This window comes from Streptomyces sp. NPDC051041 (genome assembly GCF_044456065.1).
Taxonomy (GTDB): domain Bacteria; phylum Actinomycetota; class Actinomycetes; order Streptomycetales; family Streptomycetaceae; genus Streptomyces; species Streptomyces glaucus.
In genome coordinates, this window is sequence record NZ_JBITFM010000002.1 from 47553 (window position 1) to 65629 (window position 18077).

At 72.7% G+C, this 18077-nt stretch carries 18 protein-coding genes; 12 read left to right on the plus strand and 6 right to left on the minus strand.

Annotated features, from left to right (window positions below; all coding sequences use genetic code 11):
* The first annotated feature begins 29 nt into the window (after positions 1–29).
* On the plus strand, positions 30–1244 hold the full coding sequence (locus ACIBAI_RS03455) for an MFS transporter (protein WP_399030768.1): 1215 nt from the start codon (positions 30–32) through the stop codon (positions 1242–1244).
* Here the strand turns inward: ACIBAI_RS03455 and ACIBAI_RS03460 are convergent.
* Positions 1150–1794: a class I SAM-dependent DNA methyltransferase gene (locus ACIBAI_RS03460; RefSeq protein WP_399030769.1), complete on the minus strand. Its 645-nt coding sequence runs from the start codon at positions 1792–1794 to the stop codon at positions 1150–1152. The two genes, ACIBAI_RS03455 and ACIBAI_RS03460, sit on opposite strands and share 95 nt — an antisense overlap.
* A 509-nt stretch (positions 1795–2303) precedes the next feature.
* A complete protein-coding gene (locus tag ACIBAI_RS03465) occupies positions 2304–2507 on the minus strand; it encodes a cold-shock protein (protein WP_399030770.1) in 204 nt (67 codons plus the stop codon).
* A gap of 287 nt (positions 2508–2794) precedes the next feature.
* Here ACIBAI_RS03465 and ACIBAI_RS03470 point away from each other — a divergent pair, with 287 nt between their 5' ends.
* From ACIBAI_RS03470 to ACIBAI_RS03490, 5 genes are all read left to right on the plus strand, one after another.
* Complete coding sequence (locus tag ACIBAI_RS03470) at positions 2795–3643, plus strand: menaquinone biosynthetic enzyme MqnA/MqnD family protein (RefSeq protein WP_399030771.1); 849 nt, start codon at positions 2795–2797, stop codon at positions 3641–3643.
* A gap of 463 nt (positions 3644–4106) precedes the next feature.
* On the plus strand, positions 4107–4625 hold the full coding sequence (locus ACIBAI_RS03475) for a hypothetical protein (protein ID WP_399030772.1): 519 nt from the start codon (positions 4107–4109) through the stop codon (positions 4623–4625).
* Positions 4626–4786: 161 nt separating this feature from the next.
* Positions 4787–4993 carry a hypothetical protein gene (locus tag ACIBAI_RS03480; RefSeq protein ID WP_399030773.1) on the plus strand — a complete coding sequence of 69 codons (207 nt, stop codon included), beginning with the start codon at positions 4787–4789 and terminating at the stop codon, positions 4991–4993.
* Positions 4994–5671: 678 nt separating this feature from the next.
* The gene (gene mqnC / locus ACIBAI_RS03485; RefSeq protein ID WP_399030774.1) at positions 5672–6868 is read left to right on the plus strand and encodes a cyclic dehypoxanthinyl futalosine synthase; all 1197 of its coding nucleotides are present in this window, start codon (positions 5672–5674) and stop codon (positions 6866–6868) included.
* 7 nt (positions 6869–6875) lie between these two features.
* The gene (locus ACIBAI_RS03490) at positions 6876–7478 is read left to right on the plus strand and encodes an imidazolonepropionase-like domain-containing protein (RefSeq protein ID WP_399030775.1); all 603 of its coding nucleotides are present in this window, start codon (positions 6876–6878) and stop codon (positions 7476–7478) included.
* A 46-nt stretch (positions 7479–7524) separates the two neighbouring features.
* Here the strand turns inward: ACIBAI_RS03490 and ACIBAI_RS03495 are convergent, their stop codons facing one another.
* Positions 7525–8544 carry a chitinase gene (locus tag ACIBAI_RS03495; RefSeq protein WP_399030776.1) on the minus strand — a complete coding sequence of 340 codons (1020 nt, stop codon included), beginning with the start codon at positions 8542–8544 and terminating at the stop codon, positions 7525–7527.
* 393 nt (positions 8545–8937) lie between these two features.
* Between ACIBAI_RS03495 and ACIBAI_RS03500 the strand changes: the two genes are divergently transcribed.
* The 4 genes from ACIBAI_RS03500 to ACIBAI_RS03515 are packed head-to-tail and all read left to right on the plus strand — an operon-like array spanning position 8938 to position 13622.
* On the plus strand, positions 8938–9222 hold the full coding sequence (locus ACIBAI_RS03500) for a hypothetical protein (protein ID WP_399030777.1): 285 nt from the start codon (positions 8938–8940) through the stop codon (positions 9220–9222).
* Positions 9223–9241: 19 nt separating this feature from the next.
* Positions 9242–11539, plus strand: a complete 2298-nt coding sequence (locus ACIBAI_RS03505; RefSeq protein WP_399030778.1) for a bifunctional polysaccharide deacetylase/glycosyltransferase family 2 protein — start codon at positions 9242–9244, stop codon at positions 11537–11539.
* Positions 11539–12891 (plus strand): acyltransferase, encoded by a 1353-nt coding sequence (locus ACIBAI_RS03510; RefSeq protein ID WP_399030779.1) that lies wholly within the window; start codon positions 11539–11541, stop codon positions 12889–12891. Before ACIBAI_RS03505 ends, ACIBAI_RS03510 begins: the two co-directional genes overlap by 1 nt.
* Positions 12892–12926: 35 nt before the next feature.
* Positions 12927–13622, plus strand: coding sequence for a demethylmenaquinone methyltransferase (locus ACIBAI_RS03515; RefSeq protein ID WP_399030780.1), 696 nt, complete (start codon positions 12927–12929; stop codon positions 13620–13622).
* A 67-nt stretch (positions 13623–13689) separates the two neighbouring features.
* Here ACIBAI_RS03515 and ACIBAI_RS03520 read toward each other — a convergent pair whose 3' ends face one another.
* Both ACIBAI_RS03520 and ACIBAI_RS03525 read right to left on the minus strand, forming a co-directional pair.
* Positions 13690–14031 carry a PASTA domain-containing protein gene (locus tag ACIBAI_RS03520; RefSeq protein WP_399030781.1) on the minus strand — a complete coding sequence of 114 codons (342 nt, stop codon included), beginning with the start codon at positions 14029–14031 and terminating at the stop codon, positions 13690–13692.
* 92 nt (positions 14032–14123) lie between these two features.
* On the minus strand, positions 14124–14627 hold the full coding sequence (locus tag ACIBAI_RS03525) for a GNAT family N-acetyltransferase (protein ID WP_399030782.1): 504 nt from the start codon (positions 14625–14627) through the stop codon (positions 14124–14126).
* 98 nt (positions 14628–14725) lie between these two features.
* Here ACIBAI_RS03525 and ACIBAI_RS03530 point away from each other — a divergent pair, with 98 nt between their 5' ends.
* Entirely contained in the window at positions 14726–16018 is a 1293-nt protein-coding gene (locus tag ACIBAI_RS03530; protein ID WP_344599629.1) for a geranylgeranyl reductase family protein, read from the plus strand.
* A gap of 89 nt (positions 16019–16107) precedes the next feature.
* Here the strand turns inward: ACIBAI_RS03530 and ACIBAI_RS03535 are convergent, their stop codons facing one another.
* On the minus strand, positions 16108–16947 hold the full coding sequence (locus ACIBAI_RS03535; RefSeq protein WP_399030783.1) for a C40 family peptidase: 840 nt from the start codon (positions 16945–16947) through the stop codon (positions 16108–16110).
* Positions 16948–17708: 761 nt separating this feature from the next.
* On the opposite strand from ACIBAI_RS03535, the gene ACIBAI_RS03540 reads away from it, so the two are divergent.
* Positions 17709–18068: an NADH-quinone oxidoreductase subunit A gene (locus ACIBAI_RS03540; protein WP_003956195.1), complete on the plus strand. Its 360-nt coding sequence runs from the start codon at positions 17709–17711 to the stop codon at positions 18066–18068.
* Positions 18069–18077: the final 9 nt, after the last annotated feature.

The window sequence follows — 18077 nt, forward strand, 5'->3', positions numbered from 1 at the left end:
CATAACCGCGACAGCAAAGGAGCCGGACCGTGCCCCGTGCCGTATACGTCCTGGCACTCGGCATCTTCGCCATGGTGACCAGCGAGTTCGTGGTCGCCGGGCTGATGCCGCAGATGGCGGACGGCCTGGACGTCACCGTCCCGCAGATCGGATACCTGATCACCGCCTTCGCGGTGGCGATGGCGGCCGGCGGGCCGTTCCTGACCGTGGCGGTGATGAAGCTGCCGCCGCGCGACGCGCTGATGACCCTGTTCGCCGTCTTCCTCGCGGGCAACGTCCTGGCCGCCACCGCGACCGGCTACGGCGTGATGATGGCCGCCCGGATCGTCACCGGCGTCGCCTCCCAGGCCTTCTTCGGCGTCGGCATCTCCCTGTGCGCCCGGCTCACCCGCCCGGAGGCGCGCGGCCGGGCGGTCGCGGTCGCCATGAACGGCCTGATGCTCGGCACGCTCCTCGGGCTGCCCCTGTCCACCCTGGTCGGCGAGCGGTTCGGCTGGCGGGCGGCGTTCTGGGCGATCTCGGCGCTCGCGCTGGTCGCCGCGGCGGTGACCCTCGTGGGCGTGCCCCGGCTGGAGCGGGCCGGGGACGGGGGCGGCTTCCGCGCGGAGATCGGCGTGTTCCGCCGGCCGAGGCTGTGGCTGGCGCTGTCCACCAGCACGCTCGTCATCGGCGCCACCTTCTCCGCCTTCAGCTACTTCAACCCGATCCTCACCGAGGTCACCGGCTTCTCCGCCGGTACCGTCCCCGTCCTGCTCATCGCCTACGGCGCCGCCACCGTCGTGGGCAACACGGTCGTCGGCCGCCTCGCCGACCGGCACGCCGTCGCCGTCCTGGCCGTCGGCCTGCTGCTCGGCGCGGCGTTCCTCACCGGGTTCGCGGTCCTCGCCGGCCTGCCCGCACCCGCCGTCGTCTGCATGCTGGGCATCGGCCTGGTCGGCGTCACCATGAACCCGGCGATGGTCACCCGCGTCCAGCGCGCCGGCAACGCCGGACCGCTGGTCAACACCGTCCACTCCTCCTTCATCACCCTCGGCGTCATCCTCGGCTCCGCCCTGGGCGCCGTGGTGATCGACGCCTGGGGGCTGCGCGCGCCCCTCTGGCTCGGCGCCGCCCTCGCCCTGCTGGGCCTGGTCACGCTGCTGCCGGAACTCACGGCCCGGAGCGGCGGGCGATCAGGAAGGCCTGCGGAGCCGACTCCCCGGCCCCCGCGTCCGGCGCGCGCAGCGTCCGGCTCAGGACGGTGAGACCGGCGTCCGCCAGCAGCCCGGCCACACGGTCGGGCTGCCGCCGTTCGAAGTCGAGGGCGACCGGGCGGCCGAAGGGCCGGTCCAGGCGCAGCGGCTCGTCCCCGACCTGGAACGCGAGCAGCAGGTGACCGCCGGGCGCGAGGACGCGGCGGAACCCGGCGAACAGGCCGGGCAGGCGGTCCGCCGGGGTGTGGATCGACGAGTACCAGGAGACGACGCCCGCGAGCGCCCCGTCGGCGATCGGCGGCTCCAGCATCGAGCCCTGGACGAAGCGCAGACGCGGATTCTCCCGGCGGGCGACCGTGAGCATCGCCGCGGAGAGGTCGAGGCCGAACACCGGCAGGCCCAGGGAGGCCAGGTACCCCGTGATCCGCCCCGGCCCGCAGCCGAGGTCGGCCACCTGCCCGCCCTCCCCGACCAGTTCGGCGAACGCGACCAGCAGCGCCCGGTCCACCGGCGTGACGACGAGCAGATCGCGGAAGTGGGCGGCGTAGTCCTCGGCCACGGCGTCGTAGAAGGCCCGGGTGCCGCTCAGGAAGTCGGTCATGACGGCGGACCCTACCGACACCGAACCGGCGCACGACCGGCCCCGCCACCCGTCCCGGCCACCGTCCGGGCCCCCCGCTCCGGCCACCGTCCGCATCCCCGCTCCGACCGGCCGGCCCCGCCGCCCGTCCCGGCCGCCGGCCCTGCCCCCGTACGGCCGCACCGCCCCTGCGACCTCCGTCACGCCGGGCCGACGGCCGCGCAGCGGACCCGGCGGACGCGGCGTCCGGCACGGCGTGCGTGCCGATCACGCGGCACGGACAGCGGCGCGCGGCACAGCGCGTACAGGAGGAATTCGTCGGGAATTCACCGACGGAAAGGCCGAAAATCGATGATGCGTCCGGAAAGCGGCGGCGAGACCGGGAAGCGGCCGTGGAGCCGGCAAGCGCGACCGGGAGGCCGGGAAGCGGCCGCGGGGCCGGGGGAAAGCGGTGGCGACGGCGGCGGGGCCGGGAAAAGGGCAGGAGCCCCGTCGCCGATGGCGCGGGGCTCCTTGGGTACTGCTATCGATCAGACAGGCGTGACGTTCTCCGCCTGCGGACCCTTCGGGCCCTGCGTGACGTCGAAGGACACCTGCTGGTTCTCCTCGAGCGACCGGAAGCCGGACGCGTTGATCGCGGAGTAGTGGACGAAGACGTCGGGGCCGCCGCCTTCCTGGGCGATGAAACCAAAGCCCTTTTCGGCGTTGAACCACTTAACGCTTCCGGTAGCCATAAGCCCTCCTTGGGCTCAAAGGGTTGCCCTGCTCCAGAACCAGCAAGTGTGAAGACGAGTTCTGCACAACTGCATCCGCCTGAGAACGACGAGAGCCCGCGGTCACATGCTCCGCAGGCTCTGTACTGCAAGGAAACCAAACTGCAACTTGCGAAAGAGCCTAGCACGCGGTCGCCGGAAAGCAATAGAGGGCAAGATCACGTCACCCGAATGTTTGAACCCCTCCGGGCCCGGCCCCCGGCGGGGGCGGGGAACGTCCCGCCCCGGGCAGGGTCTAGTCTCGCGATGTGGACAATTCTCGCACCCGGCCGCGCGTCGGCCACATCCAGTTCCTGAACTGCCTGCCCCTGTACTGGGGGCTCGCGAGAACCGGCACGCTCGTCGACTTCGAGCTGACGAAGGACACCCCGGAGAGGCTCAGCGAGCGACTCGTGCGGGGAGACCTCGACGTCGGGCCGATCACCCTGGTCGAGTTCCTCAAGCACGCCGACCAGCTCGTCGCCTTCCCCGACATCGCCGTCGGCTGCGACGGCCCGGTGATGTCCTGCGTGATCGTCTCGCAGGTCCCGCTCGAGCGCCTGGACGGCGCCCGGGTCGCCCTCGGCTCGACCTCGCGCACCTCCGTCCGCCTGGCCCAGCTGCTGCTGGCGGAACGCTTCGGCGTGACACCCGACTACTACACCTGCCCGCCCGACCTGAGCCTGATGATGCAGGAGGCCGAGGCGGCCGTCCTCATCGGCGACGCGGCCCTGCGCGCCAACATGCTCGACGGCCCCCGCTACGGCCTCGACGTGCACGACCTCGGGCAGCTGTGGAAGGAGTGGACGGGCCTGCCGTTCGTCTTCGCGGTGTGGGCGGCGCGCCGCGACTACCTGGAGCGCGAGCCGGTCATCACCCGCCAGGTGCACGAGGCCTTCCTCGCCTCCCGCAACCTCTCCCTGGAGGAGGTCGACAAGGTCGCCGAGCACGCGGCCCGCTGGGAGGCGTTCGACGAGAAGACCCTCGCCCGGTACTTCACGACCCTCGACTTCCGCTTGGGCGGCCCGCAGCTGGAGGCGGTGGCCGAGTTCGCCCGGCGGGTCGGGCCGACGACCGGCTTCCCCGCCGACGTGAAGGTCGATCTGCTGGAGCCCTGAGCCGTACGGGGGCGGCGCACCACCCCGCTGGGAGTTCGTCCGGCGTGCGGGGGAGGGGCGGCGCCATGCGGCCGCCGGAAGCCGACGAGCCCGTCCCCGGCGGCGGCGGTCGCGGACGGCGGCGGCCCGCCGCCCGCCCACCCGGTGCGGGTCCTGAGGGCGGGGCCGGCCGAGGCGCTGGCGGCGGGGCACGGACCGGGCCCGGCGCACCGGGACGCCAAGCCGTCCGACGTCCTGCCCACCCCGGACGGCCCCCTGCCGATCGGCTTCGGCATCGCCCGCGCCCTGGACGGCACGGCGTCCCTGGCGCCGGCCGGCGCACTCGACGGCGAGCGCGAGCGCCACCGCGGGCGGGGGATCCGCCGTCCCCGCCCGCCGCCTCGGCACCGGGCAGGGGCAGGGCGCCGCCCTCGCCGGCGAGCCGCCCGCCGGCGCCTTCCGCGCCACCCCCGGGCAGGCGGACGTGGGCGGGGAGCCGGGCACGCTCCGGCAGACCGACCGGCTCGGCGGCGCCCGCGTCGACGTGCTGACGCTGGAACAGGTCACGGGCGAACAGCTCGTCGCGACCTCCGCCGGCGCCGGGACCCACCACGGCGGCCGCAACCAGGCCACCGCCACCGTGCGCCGCGCCCCGGTCGGCGACGACCTGCGGTACGAGTCGGACGGCGCGGAGCCGGGCAGGCCCGAGGCACGGCTGTCCACGGTGGAGCAGGAGGACCCCCGCGAGAGCCGGGGACCCGCCGCCCCCTGCCGGGCGGCGGCGGGGAACGAGGTGCGCCCCGCCGGGCCGCGACCGGCGGCCCCGGAACATCCCGCGGACCTGCACACCGTTCACCGGGAGACCGCACGGAAGCCGCGCGGGAGCCGCACGGAGCCGGATCCGCGGGCCGGCGCGCCGGTCCGCAACAGGCGGCTGCGCAGTTCGGCAGCGGATTGTGTAAAGAAAACGGGCCGGCCGGTGAGCGCGTTGCCACATTCATGAAATCGGCGGGCCGCGGACACGGCGCATCGGCGGCGCGTGACTGGTCGTCTTCTCCACGGCGTGCTTTGATCTGCGGGCGCAGTTCGCCGAATTCTTTCCCGATTACCGGGAATTAGGTGAACTCCGCCGCGAATCGGTTGACACGAAGGGAAACGCGCGCCATGAACATCGCCCCCCAGGTCGAAACGGCCGAACTCTCCGACGCCGACCTGGACAACGTCGCCGGCGGCCACGCGGGCGTCGACGCCGGTGCCGCGGCCGGCCTCTACGTCGAGGCCGGGAACGTGGGCGTCGCCGCCGGCGCCGGCGCCGGCGTGCAGGTCGAGGGCGTCTCGGCGGACGTGCACCTGCACGCCACCGTCTGCTGACGGCACCTGTCCCACGGGCCCCGGATCCCCCCGGATCCGGGGCCTCGGCGTGCCCCGGGCGCGCTGTCCCGCCGCGCCGGCCGGGCAGCGGTGCGGGGGGCTCCCGGTTCCGCCTTCAGGGCCGCGGTGAGGACGGCGAGGAAAAGGGGCGCGGAAGAAGGAGGCGTCCCGCGCGGGATCCCGGGCGTCGCGCGGGGCGGCTCGCGGCGCGGATTCGCCGTCCCCGCGCGGGAATTACCGCCGCCGGGCCGGAACAGGGCGAATTCCGCCCGCCGTCGGAGACCGCCGCGGCACGGCGCACGGCGCCTTCGCCGGCCCGCGGACGAAGACGCGCGCCGCTCGGATGCGAACGCCACCGCCTCTCCTCGCGGAAGGGCCTTCCCGAAGCGCACGGCCGGGCCTCGGCGCCGCCGGTTCGCCCCGGAGCCGGGGCCGGGCCGTCCTCGGCCGGCCCGGCCGGCCGGCGGCGCGCCGTACGGCGGGGCGCTCGCCGGCGCCGGGCACGATCCGGCCGCCGCGCCCGGGCCGTCTCCGTCTCCGTCCGGCGGCGCGAGGAACGCGCCGCCGGCCGGCGCGTACGCGGCCTGACGTCGGCCCGGGAAAACGGCTGGCGTACGCTGGGCGGGTCCGTCCACACCCCTTGACGAAGTCCACACCCCTTGACGAAAGGGACGCCCGGTGACCGAGAAGGCCGACCTTCAGCCCATCCTCGACCGTGCAGCCGCCGGTGGGCGGATCACCCCCGAAGAGGCCCTCGCCCTCTACCGCGACGCCCCGCTGCACGCGCTGGGCGCCGCCGCCGACGCCGCACGCCGCCGCAGGTACGCGGGCACCGAGCACATCGCGACGTACATCATCGAACGGAACATCAACTACACCAACGTGTGCGTCACGGCGTGCAAGTTCTGCGCCTTCTACGCCCCGCCCAAGAGCGACAGGGGCTGGACCCGCGACCTGGACGACATCCTGCGCCGGTGCGCGGAGACCGTCGAACTCGGCGGCACCCAGATCATGTTCCAGGGCGGTCACCACCCGGACTTCGGCGTCGAGTACTACGAGAAGCACTTCGCCGCCATCAAGAAGGAGTTCCCGCAACTCGTCATCCACAGCCTGGGGGCGAGCGAGGTCGAGCACATGGCCCGGATCTCCGGCGTGAGCGTCGAGGAGGCCATCACGCGCATCCGCGACGCCGGACTGGACTCCTTCGCCGGGGCCGGCGCGGAACTGCTGCCCGAGCGGCCCCGCAAGGCCATCGCGCCGCTGAAGGAGTCCGGCGAGCGCTGGCTGGAGATCATGGAGACCGCGCACCGGCTGGGCGTGGAGTCGACGACCACCATGCTGATGGGCACCGGCGAGACCAACGCCGAGCGCATCGAGCACCTGCGGATGATCCGCGACGTGCAGGACCGCACCGGCGGTTTCCGCGCCTTCATCCCGTACACCTACCAGCCCGAGAACAACCACCTGAAGGGCCGCACCCAGGCCACGATCTTCGAGTACCTGCGGATGATCGCCATCGCCCGCCTGTTCCTCGACAACGTGGCCCACATCCAGGGCTCCTGGCTGACCACCGGCAAGGAGATCGGCCAGCTCTCGCTGCACTACGGCGCCGACGACCTCGGCTCGATCATGCTGGAGGAGAACGTGGTGTCCTCGGCCGGCGCCCGGCACCGCTCCAACCGGCTGGAGATCATCGACCTGATCCGCAAGGCGGGCCGGGTCCCCGCCCAGCGGTCGACGACCTACGAGCACCTGGTCGTGCACGACGACCCGGCGAACGACCCCGTCGACGACCGGGTGGTCTCCCACATCTCCTCGACGGCGATCGAGGGCGGCACCGCGCACCCCGAGCTGAAGCTGCTCGCGTCCAACTGAGCCGCGCGTGCTGACGATCCACACCGACTCCGGCGGTCGCGCGCTCGCCGTCCGCGGCGCGTGGATCGAGGCCGCCGGGAGCCTGGAGGAACTGCTCGCCGCCCATCCGGGGGCGCGGGTGCGGCGGTGGCCCGGCGTCCTCACGCCCGGGCTGGTCAACCCGCACGGTCCCGAGCTGCTCCAGGAGGCCTACCACCCCGACCCGCGGGAGGCCGGCGCCCTCGGCACCCGGCCGCTGACCGGGGACGCGCTGGCCGCGCTCGCGATGGACGAGGCCCGCTGGGGCGCGAGCGCCCGGCGCGGGGTGCAGCGCATGCTGGCGCACGGCACGGTCGCGGCGGCCGGCGAGCTGCGTCCGGGGGCCGTCCGGGACGCGGTGCGGAGGTCCGGGCTCGCCGTGGTGGGCCGGATCGGAACCCCGGGCGGCACCCCCGACCTCGACCCCTGCGCCTCGGGGCTGCCGCTCACGTTCGCGCCGCCGCGCGAGCGGGGCTCGGCCGCCCGGTTCGCGGTGTTCGACGTGCGGGACGAGGCGGAACTGGCCGAGCGGGGGGCCGGGACCTGCGTGGCGACCGTCGTCGCGGGGCGCCTGGTGTACCGGGGGCGCTGAACCGGGACCGGCGCCGATCCGGCGTCGGCCGGCACCGGCGTGCCGGTCAGCCCGCGAAGGCCCGCGCGAACGCCCCCGGCTCCTGCTCCACGCCGCTGCAGTCGGTCGAGGCGTCGTCGGAGTCCTCGGAGCCGGCCTCGCACTCCTGGTCCCGGAAGGTCGCCCACATCGACACCCAGGCGATCCCCTTCTCCTCGGCGAACGACCGCACCTCGGCCGCGTCCGCGAGCGTGAACGTCTCGCCGTCCACGTCGTTGACGCCGATCATCGAGGTGAGCGCCATGCCCCGCCAGGCCGCCGCGTCGGACAGGCCGAAGACCTCCTTCAGCTGGCTGTGGGCGGCCTCGGCCGAGGCGAGGGCGTAGTCGCCCATGTCGCCGTCGTAGGACTCGCCGTAGTTCATCGTCATGATGTTGACGGTGGAGACCTGCACGCCGTGGTCGTTGGCGGACTCCAGCAGCGCCAGGCCGTCGGAGTCGAGGCCGGAGGGCATGACCGGGAGCGTGAAGGAGACCGCCAGGTCCTCGCGGTCCTGCTGGAGCAGCGCGATCGCCTCCGAGCGCAGGGCGACGGAGTCGGGGTCGGCCAGCTCGTCGCCCTCGACGTCGAAGTCGGCCTGGGTGGCGCCGGCCGCGTCCAGCGCCTCGGCATAGGCCTCCGCCAGTTCCCCGGCGCTGTCGCAGACCGCCGCCAGCTCCTTGCCGGAGGCCCCGCCGAAGGAGACCCGGACCGTGGCGCCGGACTCCTTGAGCCCGGCGATCCGGGACGCCACCGCCGAGTCGTCGACGGCGCGGGTGCCGCCCCACTTCGGGGTGCAGCCGCTGCCGGAGGAGATCACGAACGCCAGGTTGTACGCCGCCGGGGAGCCCGCGGAGTCGTTCCCGGAGGCCGTGGTGGCGCTCACGTAGGGGGCGTAGGCGGTGGCCGGCGCGGCGGAGCCGGACGCGGCGGGCGAGGGGGAGCGGGAGGACGCCGCGGACGTCGTGCCGGGGCCGGCGGAGCACCCCGACGTGGCCAGGGCGAACAGGCAGACGGCCCCGGCCGCCGACTTGAGGAAACTCCGCATCGTGCATGCACCCGCTCTCGGTGATTTCTGTCTCAGGATGGAAACAGAGTTCGTTTCCGGAGAAGGGAAATGTCTCACACGGGCCTGGGAGCCGCACGGACGGAATCCGCGCAGCACAGGAACAGGCAGGGAGGGCGAATCGGGCCATCCGGGCGGCAAACCGGGTCATTCCTCTCTTCTGGGGCCGGAGTGGGCCGGGTCGGCGGCGAGGCAACCTCTCAGAGAAAACACAGATTCCGGAATTTCTCATGGGGTGTTCACAAGGCAGTCAAGGTTTTTGGCACACAAAGGCTCTCTAATATCCGGGGAATGCAATCCGAGCCTGCCATCGAAAACCGCGCCGCCGCGCGCGGTCGCCGTCGCAAACGCGGCAACGAGTCCGCGGAAGGACCCGTGTTCGTTGACAACTCCGGACGCCGGGCGAAGCTGCTGCGCCGGATCGGCCTTCTCGTCGGTGCCGTCTGCGTGGGCTACGCACTCGTCCTCGGCCTCGCCTTCATGGGCATCGGCACCTCCCTGAACCCGTCCTCGCTGCTGCCCTTCGGCGGCGCCCGCGACGGTGCGGTCCCGGGCGGGGGCATGCAGCCGCAGGGCGGCATCGCGCCCTCCGGCGCCCCGCCCACCGGCGCCGTGCCCAGCTCCGCCCCGACCGCGGTCTCCTCCGCGACCCCCAACTGACCGGGAACGCAGCACTTCCATGACCACGACGACGTCCTCACGCGGCCGCCGGCGCGCCCCCACCCGTATCGAACGGGCCGCCGGCAAGGCCGCCGCGCTGCAGAAACCGCGCGTCATCCTCGCCCTGCTGCTCCTGCTCGCGCTGATCTGCGTCATGCTCCTCGACGGCTACCTGCGCGCCGAGGTCGGCGGCGACCAGCGGGTGCGCACCGGGGCCAGCTCCAGCGACGTGCCCGACGAGGTCCTCGACGGCGGGCCGATCCTCACCTTCCGCGGCGGCCAGGCCACGACCCTCTCCGTGCCGGACAAGACGATCGCGCTCACCTTCGACGACGGCCCCGACCCCACCTGGACGCCCCAGGTGCTGGAGATCCTGGAGAAGTACGACGTCCCCGGCACGTTCTTCGTGGTCGGCTCGATGGTCTCGCGCTACCCGGACATCGTGGAGGACCTGGTCGAACAGGGCAACGAGGTGGGCATCCACACCTTCACGCACGTCGACCTGTCGTACCAGAGCGACGCCCGCGTCACCCGCGAGATGGAGCAGACCCAGCTCGCGCTGGCGGGCGCCGCCGGCATCACGACCACGCTGTTCCGCGCGCCCTACTCCTCGAAGACGGACGCCATCGACAACTACAGCTGGCCCGTCTACAAGACCCTCGGCGAACAGGGCTACACCAGCGTCTTCGTCGACACCGACAGCGACGACTGGAAGCAGCCCGGCGTCTCGAAGATCGTCGAGTGGGCCACGCCGGAGGACGGCGCGGGCGCGTCGGTCCTGTTCCACGACGCCGGCGGCGAGCGCTCGCAGACGATCGAGGCGCTGCCGAAGTACATCGAGAAGATGCGGGCGCAGGGCTACACCTTCACCACCATCAGCGGGGTCATGGAGCAGCGGAACGCGGGCACCGGGCAGACGGCCGCCGACGCGCCGGCCGGTGCCGCCGGGCAGCCCTCCGGCGCTCCGGGCGCCGGTGCCGCCGACCAGGACGTCACCGGCGTCTCCTCCCTCCAGGCCGCCCACCGCGTGGCCACCGGCACCACCCTCTACGAGGGCAAGGCCCTCGTCGCGGCGGTCGCCGTCGCCGAGTGGACGGTGCCGGCGCTGTCGGTCGGGCTCATGGTCGTGGGCGTGGCCGTCATGGGGCGGTTCGGCATGATGCTGCTGCTGGCCCGCCGCCACCACCGGCTGCGCAACAAGCGCCGCTTCAGCTGGGGGCCGACGGTCACCCGGCCGGTGAGCGTGATCGTCCCGGCGTACAACGAGAAGGAGTGCATCGCCAACACCCTGCAGTCGCTGGCGCGGAGCACCCACCCGATCGAGATCATCGTCGTCGACGACGGCTCCACGGACGGCACGTCCGAGATCGCGCGCAGCGCCGCGGAGTCCCTCGGGATGACGAACGTGCGCGTGATCCGGCAGGAGAACGCGGGCAAGCCGGCGGCGCTGAACAACGGTGTCCGCAGCGCCGGCCACGACATCGTCGTGATGATGGACGGCGACACCGTCTTCGAGCCGGACACCGTGCGGCAGCTGGTGCAGCCGTTCGCCGACCCCGAGGTCGGCGCGGTCGCGGGCAACGCCAAGGTCGGCAACCGCAACACGGTCATCGGCGCCTGGCAGCACATCGAGTACGTGATGGGCTTCAACCTCGACCGGCGCATGTACGACCTGCTGCGCTGCATGCCCACGATCCCCGGCGCGATCGGCGCGTTCCGCCGCGAGGCGGTGCTCCAGGCCGGCGGCATGAGCGAGGACACCCTCGCCGAGGACACCGACATCACCATCGCCCTGCACCGGGCGGGCTGGCGGGTCGTCTACCAGGAGCACGCGCGCGCCTGGACCGAGGCGCCGGGGTCGCTCAAGCAGCTCTGGTCGCAGCGCTACCGCTGGTCGTACGGCACCATGCAGGCACTGTGGAAGCACCGCAGGTCCCTCACCGACCGCGGGCCCTCGGGACGCTTCGGCCGGGTCGGCATGCCGCTGGTGGTGCTGTTCCAGATCGTCACGCCGGTCTTCGCCCCGCTCATCGACGTGTTCACCGTCTACGCGATGATCTTCGTCGACTTCAAGGCGTCCCTGCTGGCCTGGCTGGCGGTGCTCGGGGTGCAGCTGTTCTGCGCGGCCTACGCCTTCCGCCTGGACCGCGAGAAGTACCGCTACCTGCTGATGCTGCCGCTCCAGCAGCTCGCCTACCGGCAGATGATGTACCTCGTCCTCATCCACTCCTGCATCACCGCCCTCACCGGCGGCCGCCTGCGCTGGCAGAAGCTGAAGCGCACCGGCGAGGTCGGCACGCCGGCGGGGGCGAGCTGATGAGCTGGGGGGCCGGTCAGCAGGGGCACGGGGACGAGGAGGGGCACGGGTACGGATACGGGCACGGGTACGGATACGGGCACGGCGAGCAGGGCCAGGCGTACGGCCGGCCGCAGCCGTACCCGCCACCGCAGCAGTACGCGCAGCCGCCGTACGCGTCATACCCGTACGCCGACCGCGGACCGGCGGTGGCGGCGCCCGCGGAGACGACCGCGCCGCTGCCCGCGGTGGAGCCGGAGCCCGGCCCCACCGCGGACGCCGGGCCCGAGGCGGACGCCGGGCCCGAGACGGGCGCCGGGCCCGGTGCGGCGGCGCCCGCCGCCGGCCGGGACCGCTATTTCGACACCCTGCGCGCCGTCGCCCTCGTGCGGGTCGTCACGTACCACACCTTCGGGTGGGCCTGGGCCGGGATGGTCTTCCCGTCCATGGGGATCATGTTCGGCCTGGCCGGGACCCTGATGGCGAAGTCGCTCCGGCGCCCGGCGCCTAAGGTGATCAGGAGCCGGCTGCGCCGGCTGCTGCCGCCCTTCTGGTTCTGGGGCGCCTTCGTGGTCGTCGCGATGCTGGTCCACGGCTGGATGCCGGGCCGGCAGATCGTCTACTGGATCGTGCCGCTCGGCGACCCGCCGGGCAACGCCTGGGGCGAGCAGGCCTGGGAGGTCCTGTGGTACCTGCGGACCTACCTGTGGTTCGTCCTGCTCTCGCCGCTGCTGCTGCGGGTGTTCCGGACGGCGCCGGTGCCCGTGCTGCTGCTCTCCCTCGCCCCGATCGCGGTCTTCCAGTACGTCTGGCAGCCGCCGGACGACCGCTTCGGCGCCGCGCTGCTGGACCTGGCGACGTACCTGTTCTGCTGGCTGCTCGGCTTCGCCCACCACGACGGCGTGCTCCAGCGCCTGAAGCCCGCCGCCGTCACCGCGCTGTCGCTGGCCGCGCTCGCCTACGGCGGCTGGTACGCCCTCGCCCACCGGGCCGAGTACGGCACCTACGACCTGGACGACATCCCGCTCGCGCAGGCCTTCTGGTCGGCCGGGTTCGTGACGCTGCTGATGTACGCCAAGGCCCGCCTCGGCATCGACTTCGCCGGGCTGACCCGCTTCCGGCGGCTGGACCGGATCGTGACCGTGTTCAACGCGCGGGCCGTGACCGTCTACCTCTGGCACGAGATCGCGCTGGCCCTGGCCGTGCCGCTGATCGACCTGTGCTGGGAGGTGCCCGCGTTCGAGGCGTACCTGCCGCTGGACAGCCAGTGGTTCCTGTTCGGCGTCGGCTGGGTGCTGATCGCGGTGTTCGTCCTGGCGTGCGGGTGGGTCGAGGACGTGGCGGCGCGGAAGCGGCCGCGGCTCCTCCCGTGAGCGCCCGCCGGGGGCCGTCCTGCAAGAATGAGCGCGTGACCCGCGCATCCCTGGACAAGCAGCCGCACGAAGTCGCCTCGATGTTCGACGACGTGGCGGAACGGTACGACCTGACCAACGACGTGCTGTCCCTGGGGCAGGCCCGGCTGTGGCGCAGGGAGGTCGCGAAGGCGGTGGACGCGCGCCCGGCGCAGAAGGTCCTCGACCTGGCGGCGGGCACGGCCACGTCCTCGCTGCCCTTCGCCCGCACCGGCGCCTACGTCGTCCCCTGCGACTTCTCCCTCGGGATGCTCCAGGTCGGCAGGCAGCGGCACGCCTGGCTGCCGTTCACCGCGGGCGACGCGACCCGGCTGCCCTTCCGGGACGGCGTCTTCGACGCCGTCACCATCTCCTTCGGGCTGCGCAACGTGCAGGACACGGACGCCGCCCTGCGCGAGATGCACCGGGTGACGCGGCCCGGCGGGCGCATCGTGATCTGCGAGTTCTCGCACCCGGTCTGGGCGCCGTTCCGCACCGTCTACACCGAGTACCTGATGCGCGCCCTGCCGCCGGTGGCGCGGGCCGTGTCGTCCAACCCCGACGCGTACGTCTACCTCGCCGAGTCCATCCGCGCCTGGCCCGACCAGCCCGCCCTGGCCGAGCGGCTGCACCGGGCCGGCTGGTCGAGGGTGGCCTGGCGGAACCTGACCGGCGGAGTGGTGGCCCTGCACCGGGGGTTCAAGGCGGCCTGAGCCGGACCGGCACCGGGCCGCATCGGACGACCCGCGCGGCGGCGGCCCGGCGCGCGGGCGGCGCGGCTCAGGGCGGGCTGAGGACGGCGTGCGGGCCGGGGCCCGGTTCGGCCCGTTCCCGCCGGAGCCCGCCCCCGGGCGGGCCGGGCGGGCGCGGCTCGCGCACGCCCGAGCCGTCCTCCCCCTCGCCGTGGTCGAACCACACGTACACCGGCGTGTCCCGCGGCACCTCGGCCCCGGGCCGCGGGTACTGGCGCACGACGTGGTCCACGACGGTGCGGTGGAAGTCGGGCCGGTCCGGCGCGGTGAGGGCCAGGCCCCGGGCCCGGGCCGCCTCCCGCGCGTCCACGGCCATCAGGCCGACCAGACGCGGCACGCGCACTTCGGGTGTCTCGGGTATTGAGCGCACGGACGTCACCCCCAGCGGTACGGGCAGAGTAGCCCCGCGCCGTACCGGCCGGAAGCATTCCGTGGCTTTCCGTGACAGACGATCACCGACCGTCACAGATCGAGCCGGTAGCAGTGCCCCTCCCGCCCCGTCGGCGTCCGGTAGACCTCGGCGAGGCGCATGCCCAGCCGCCGTGTCACCGCGATCGAACGGGCGTTGCGGGCGTCGACCATCGCCACCACGCCCGGCACGTCCGCCGCGCGGACCCGCTCCAGCGTCCGGTGCGCGGCCGCCGTGACGTACCCCTTGCCCCAGTGCGCGCGCCCGAGCCGCCAGCCGATCTCGATCGCTCCGGTGGGGCCCCAGGCGCGCTCCCACGGCTGGGCACCCGTGAAGCCGACGACCTCGCCGGACTCGTCGAGCACGGTCCACAGGCAGAACCCGAGCTGCGCGTCGTGCCGGCGCTGACGGGCGGTGAGCTCCTCGTAGACGGACAGGTCGGCCGGTCGGCCGCCGTGGAACTCCATGACGTCCGGGTCGGCGAAGATCCGGTGCCAGGCGACGGCGTCCTCGTCGGTGGGGACGCGCAACCGCACGGCGGGGAGAGCTCGGTTCACGGGGGGCAGCCCTTCAGCCGGTGATCGGTACCGCTGAATAGACTGCCCCTGTCCAGTGCCGGTCGGCACGCAGAATTCGAACTTGGGGAGATCCCGCCGTGACCGTCGTGACCGAGCCCCTCTCCGAGACCACCGCCGACGTGATCGTCGTCGGCGCGGGGCCAGCCGGCTCCACGACCGCGTACCACCTCGCCCGGGCCGGGCTCGACGTCCTCCTGCTGGAGAAGACCGAGTTCCCGCGGGAGAAGGTGTGCGGCGACGGGCTCACCCCGCGCGCGGTCAAGCAGCTCGTGGCGATGGGCATCGACGTCTCCGAGGAGGCCGGCTGGCTGCGCAACAAGGGCCTGCGCATCATCGGCGGCGGGGTGCGCCTGCAGCTGGACTGGCCCGACCTCGCCTCCTTCCCCGACTACGGCCTGGTCCGCAAGCGCGACGACTTCGACGAGCAACTCGCCCGCCAGGCGCAGAAGGCGGGCGCCCGGCTGTACGAGCGCTGCAACGTGGGCGCGCCCGTCGTCGACGACCGGACGGGACGCATCACCGGCGTGCGCGCCAAGCTGGGCGAGGACAAGCGCGAGGTCACCTTCCACGCGCCGCTGGTCGTCGCCGCCGACGGCAACTCCACCCGGCTGTCCCTGGCGATGGGCCTGCACCGCCGCGAGGACCGCCCGATGGGCGTCGCGGTCCGGACGTACTTCACCTCGCCGCGCCACGACGACGACTACCTGGAGTCCTGGCTGGAGCTGTGGGACCGGCGCGGCCCGCAGGACCGCCTGCTGCCCGGCTACGGCTGGATCTTCGGCATGGGCGACGGCACGTCCAACGTCGGCCTGGGCGTCCTCAACACCTCGGCCTCCTTCAAGGAGCTGGACTGGCGGGAGGTGCTGAAGGCCTGGTGCGCGTCCATGCCCGAGGACTGGGGCTACACGCCGGAGAACATGACGGGCCCGATCCGCGGCGCCGCCCTGCCCATGGCCTTCAACCGCCAGCCCCACTACACCCGCGGCCTGCTGCTCGTCGGCGACGCCGGCGGCCTGGTGAACCCCTTCAACGGCGAGGGCATCGCCTACGCCATGGAGTCCGGGCAGCTCGCCGCCGACGTCATCGTCCAGGCCCACGCGCGCGCGACGCCGGCCCAGCGCGAGACGGCCCTGCAGCGCTACCCGCGCGTCCTGAAGGACACCTACGGCGGCTACTACACCCTCGGCCGCGCCTTCGTGAAGCTCATCAGCAACCCGAAGGTCATGCAGATCGCGGCCCAGCGGGGACTCACGCACCCGCTCTTGATGAAGTTCACCCTCAAGCTGCTCGCCAACCTCACGGACCCCACCGGCGGCGACGCGATGGACCGCATCATCAACGGGCTCAGCAAGGTGGCGCCCAAGGCGTGACGCCGCCCGGCGCGGCTCGCCCCGGGGTACGACGGAGGGGCCGCTGCCCCGAGTGGCGGCGGCCCCTCACTCCGTGCGGCGGTCCCGGCTCAGAGCACGCGCACCGCGCCCGTGGCCGGGTAGCCGGACAGGTCCTGGACGACGACGCCCTTGGACGGGTTGGCCGCGTCCAGGTACTGGCCGTTGCCGATGTAGACACCCACGTGGTAGGCGGAGCCCTTGGCGCCCCAGTAGAGGATGTCGCCGACCTGCAGGTCGGACAGCGAGACCTCGGTGCCGACCATCGACTGGTCCTGCGAGACACGCGGCAGGTCCACACCGACCTGCTTGAACGCGGCCTGCACCAGGCTGGAGCAGTCCCAGGCGTTCGGCCCGGTGGCGCCCATGACGTAGGCGTCGCCCACCTGCGCCCTGAGGAAGGACACGACGGCCGCGACGCTGCCGCCGGCCGGCGCGGACGCGGTCGTCGCCGTGGTGGCGGTGGCGGTGGCGCCGAGGGCGGCCCGCTCCGCGTCACGCGCGGCCCGCTCGGCGGCGGCCTTGCGGGCCTCCTCCGCGGCCTTCTTCCGGGCCTCCGCCTTCTTCTTCGCCTCGGCGAGGTCCGCCTCGGCCTCCTTGGCGGCCCTGGCGGCCGCCGCGTCACGCTCGGCCTGCAGCTGGTAGTCCGCGGCCGCCTGCTCCATGGCGAGCGCGGACTCGGCGACCTGAGCGGTCAGGTCGGCCGTCAGGGTGGGCAGCTCAAGGGTCTGCGTCACCGGCTCGGCGGCGTTCGCCGGACCGGACGCCCCGGCCACTGCCAGGGTGCTGAGGACGCCACCGGCAACTCCGGCGCGCATCGCGGTGGTGGGCGCGCTGCGGCGGGGCTTCCGGTGGCTGCGTATGTGAGCGGTGTGGGACATGGGACCAACCGGTATCAGGGGCTCCTCCATATCTTCAAGGAACGTGTGGTGCGACACAGTTGTCCGGACGGGGCCCCGAACCCCGCGTACGGCCCTCCGCGCTGACGCCGTAACGGACATTGCGGACGCGGTGCGACCCACTTGTGATCTCGGACTTTGATCATTTCGTCCGAATTGCTCCCCGCTTACCACTGGTTGAGGCGGTTGGCCAAGCCTCCTTCTCGGGCGCCGTCCGTGCATGTGACAGAGGTCACGGAACTGTTGCCGCCGCGGCCGCGTCGGGGGCCGGTTCCGGGCCGGGTCCGCTCGTGAACGCGTGCACGCGTCCACGCCGCGCCGCGTCCCTCCTTCCGGCGTGTGAATCCGTCCCATTATCAGAAGATCCAGTCCGCTGCCAATTTGCATGCAAGGGAAGCATCTTGATATGGAGACGCCCCCTCACACCCCTCCTGGCCAGCGAAGACGAGGGAAAATGTCACCTCTGGTGATCACTCGGACGCTTATCGTGTGAAGATCACCGCTCATCCGGCTTCATGATCCTTCGTCAGGTGGTGGAGATCACAAAGCTTGTGCGATACCCCGTGTCGCAGATCACAGAGCGGCAGGCATAAGATGCGAGGCAGTTGGGCTTGTGACCTGCTTCACATGTTCGCGATCTTCGCCGGGACGAGCGGGGCTCGTGGGACTGCCGAGGCGGTTGCGGGCCCGGTGCGACCTCCCCCAAGGTCTCGGCTTCGCTCGACCAGGGGGGACTCCATGCAGTCAGTGCCGACTGAGAGGAGCGAGGAGCGGTGAACGCGTATGCGCCCATCCTCGTACTGGGAGCCCTCGGGGCAGGCTTTGCGATCTTCTCCGTGGTGATGGCCACGCTGATCGGTCCGAAGCGGTACAACCGCGCCAAGCTCGAAGCCTACGAGTGCGGTATCGAGCCGACCCCCACGCCGGCCGGCGGCGGGCGTTTCCCCATCAAGTACTACCTGACGGCGATGCTCTTCATCGTCTTCGACATCGAGATCGTCTTCCTCTACCCCTGGGCCGTCAGCTTCGACGCCCTAGGGCTTTTCGGGCTCGTGGAGATGCTGCTCTTCGTGCTCACCGTCTTCGTCGCCTACGCGTACGTGTGGCGGCGCGGCGGCCTGGAATGGGACTGAGGGGCTTTT

Bases quoted from the DNA above. Each gene is read 5' to 3' on its own strand.
- ACIBAI_RS03505 (WP_399030778.1), top strand. From the start codon at position 9,242: ATGACCACGACGACGTCCTCACGCGGCCGCCGGCGCGCCCCCACCCGT.
- ACIBAI_RS03465 (WP_399030770.1), bottom strand. From the start codon at position 2,507: ATGGCTACCGGAAGCGTTAAGTGGTTCAACGCCGAAAAGGGCTTTGGT.
- ACIBAI_RS03460 (WP_399030769.1), bottom strand. From the start codon at position 1,794: ATGACCGACTTCCTGAGCGGCACCCGGGCCTTCTACGACGCCGTGGCC.
- ACIBAI_RS03535 (WP_399030783.1), bottom strand. From the start codon at position 16,947: ATGGAGGAGCCCCTGATACCGGTTGGTCCCATGTCCCACACCGCTCAC.
- ACIBAI_RS03510 (WP_399030779.1), top strand. From the start codon at position 11,539: ATGAGCTGGGGGGCCGGTCAGCAGGGGCACGGGGACGAGGAGGGGCAC.
- ACIBAI_RS03495 (WP_399030776.1), bottom strand. From the start codon at position 8,544: ATGCGGAGTTTCCTCAAGTCGGCGGCCGGGGCCGTCTGCCTGTTCGCC.
- ACIBAI_RS03480 (WP_399030773.1), top strand. From the start codon at position 4,787: ATGAACATCGCCCCCCAGGTCGAAACGGCCGAACTCTCCGACGCCGAC.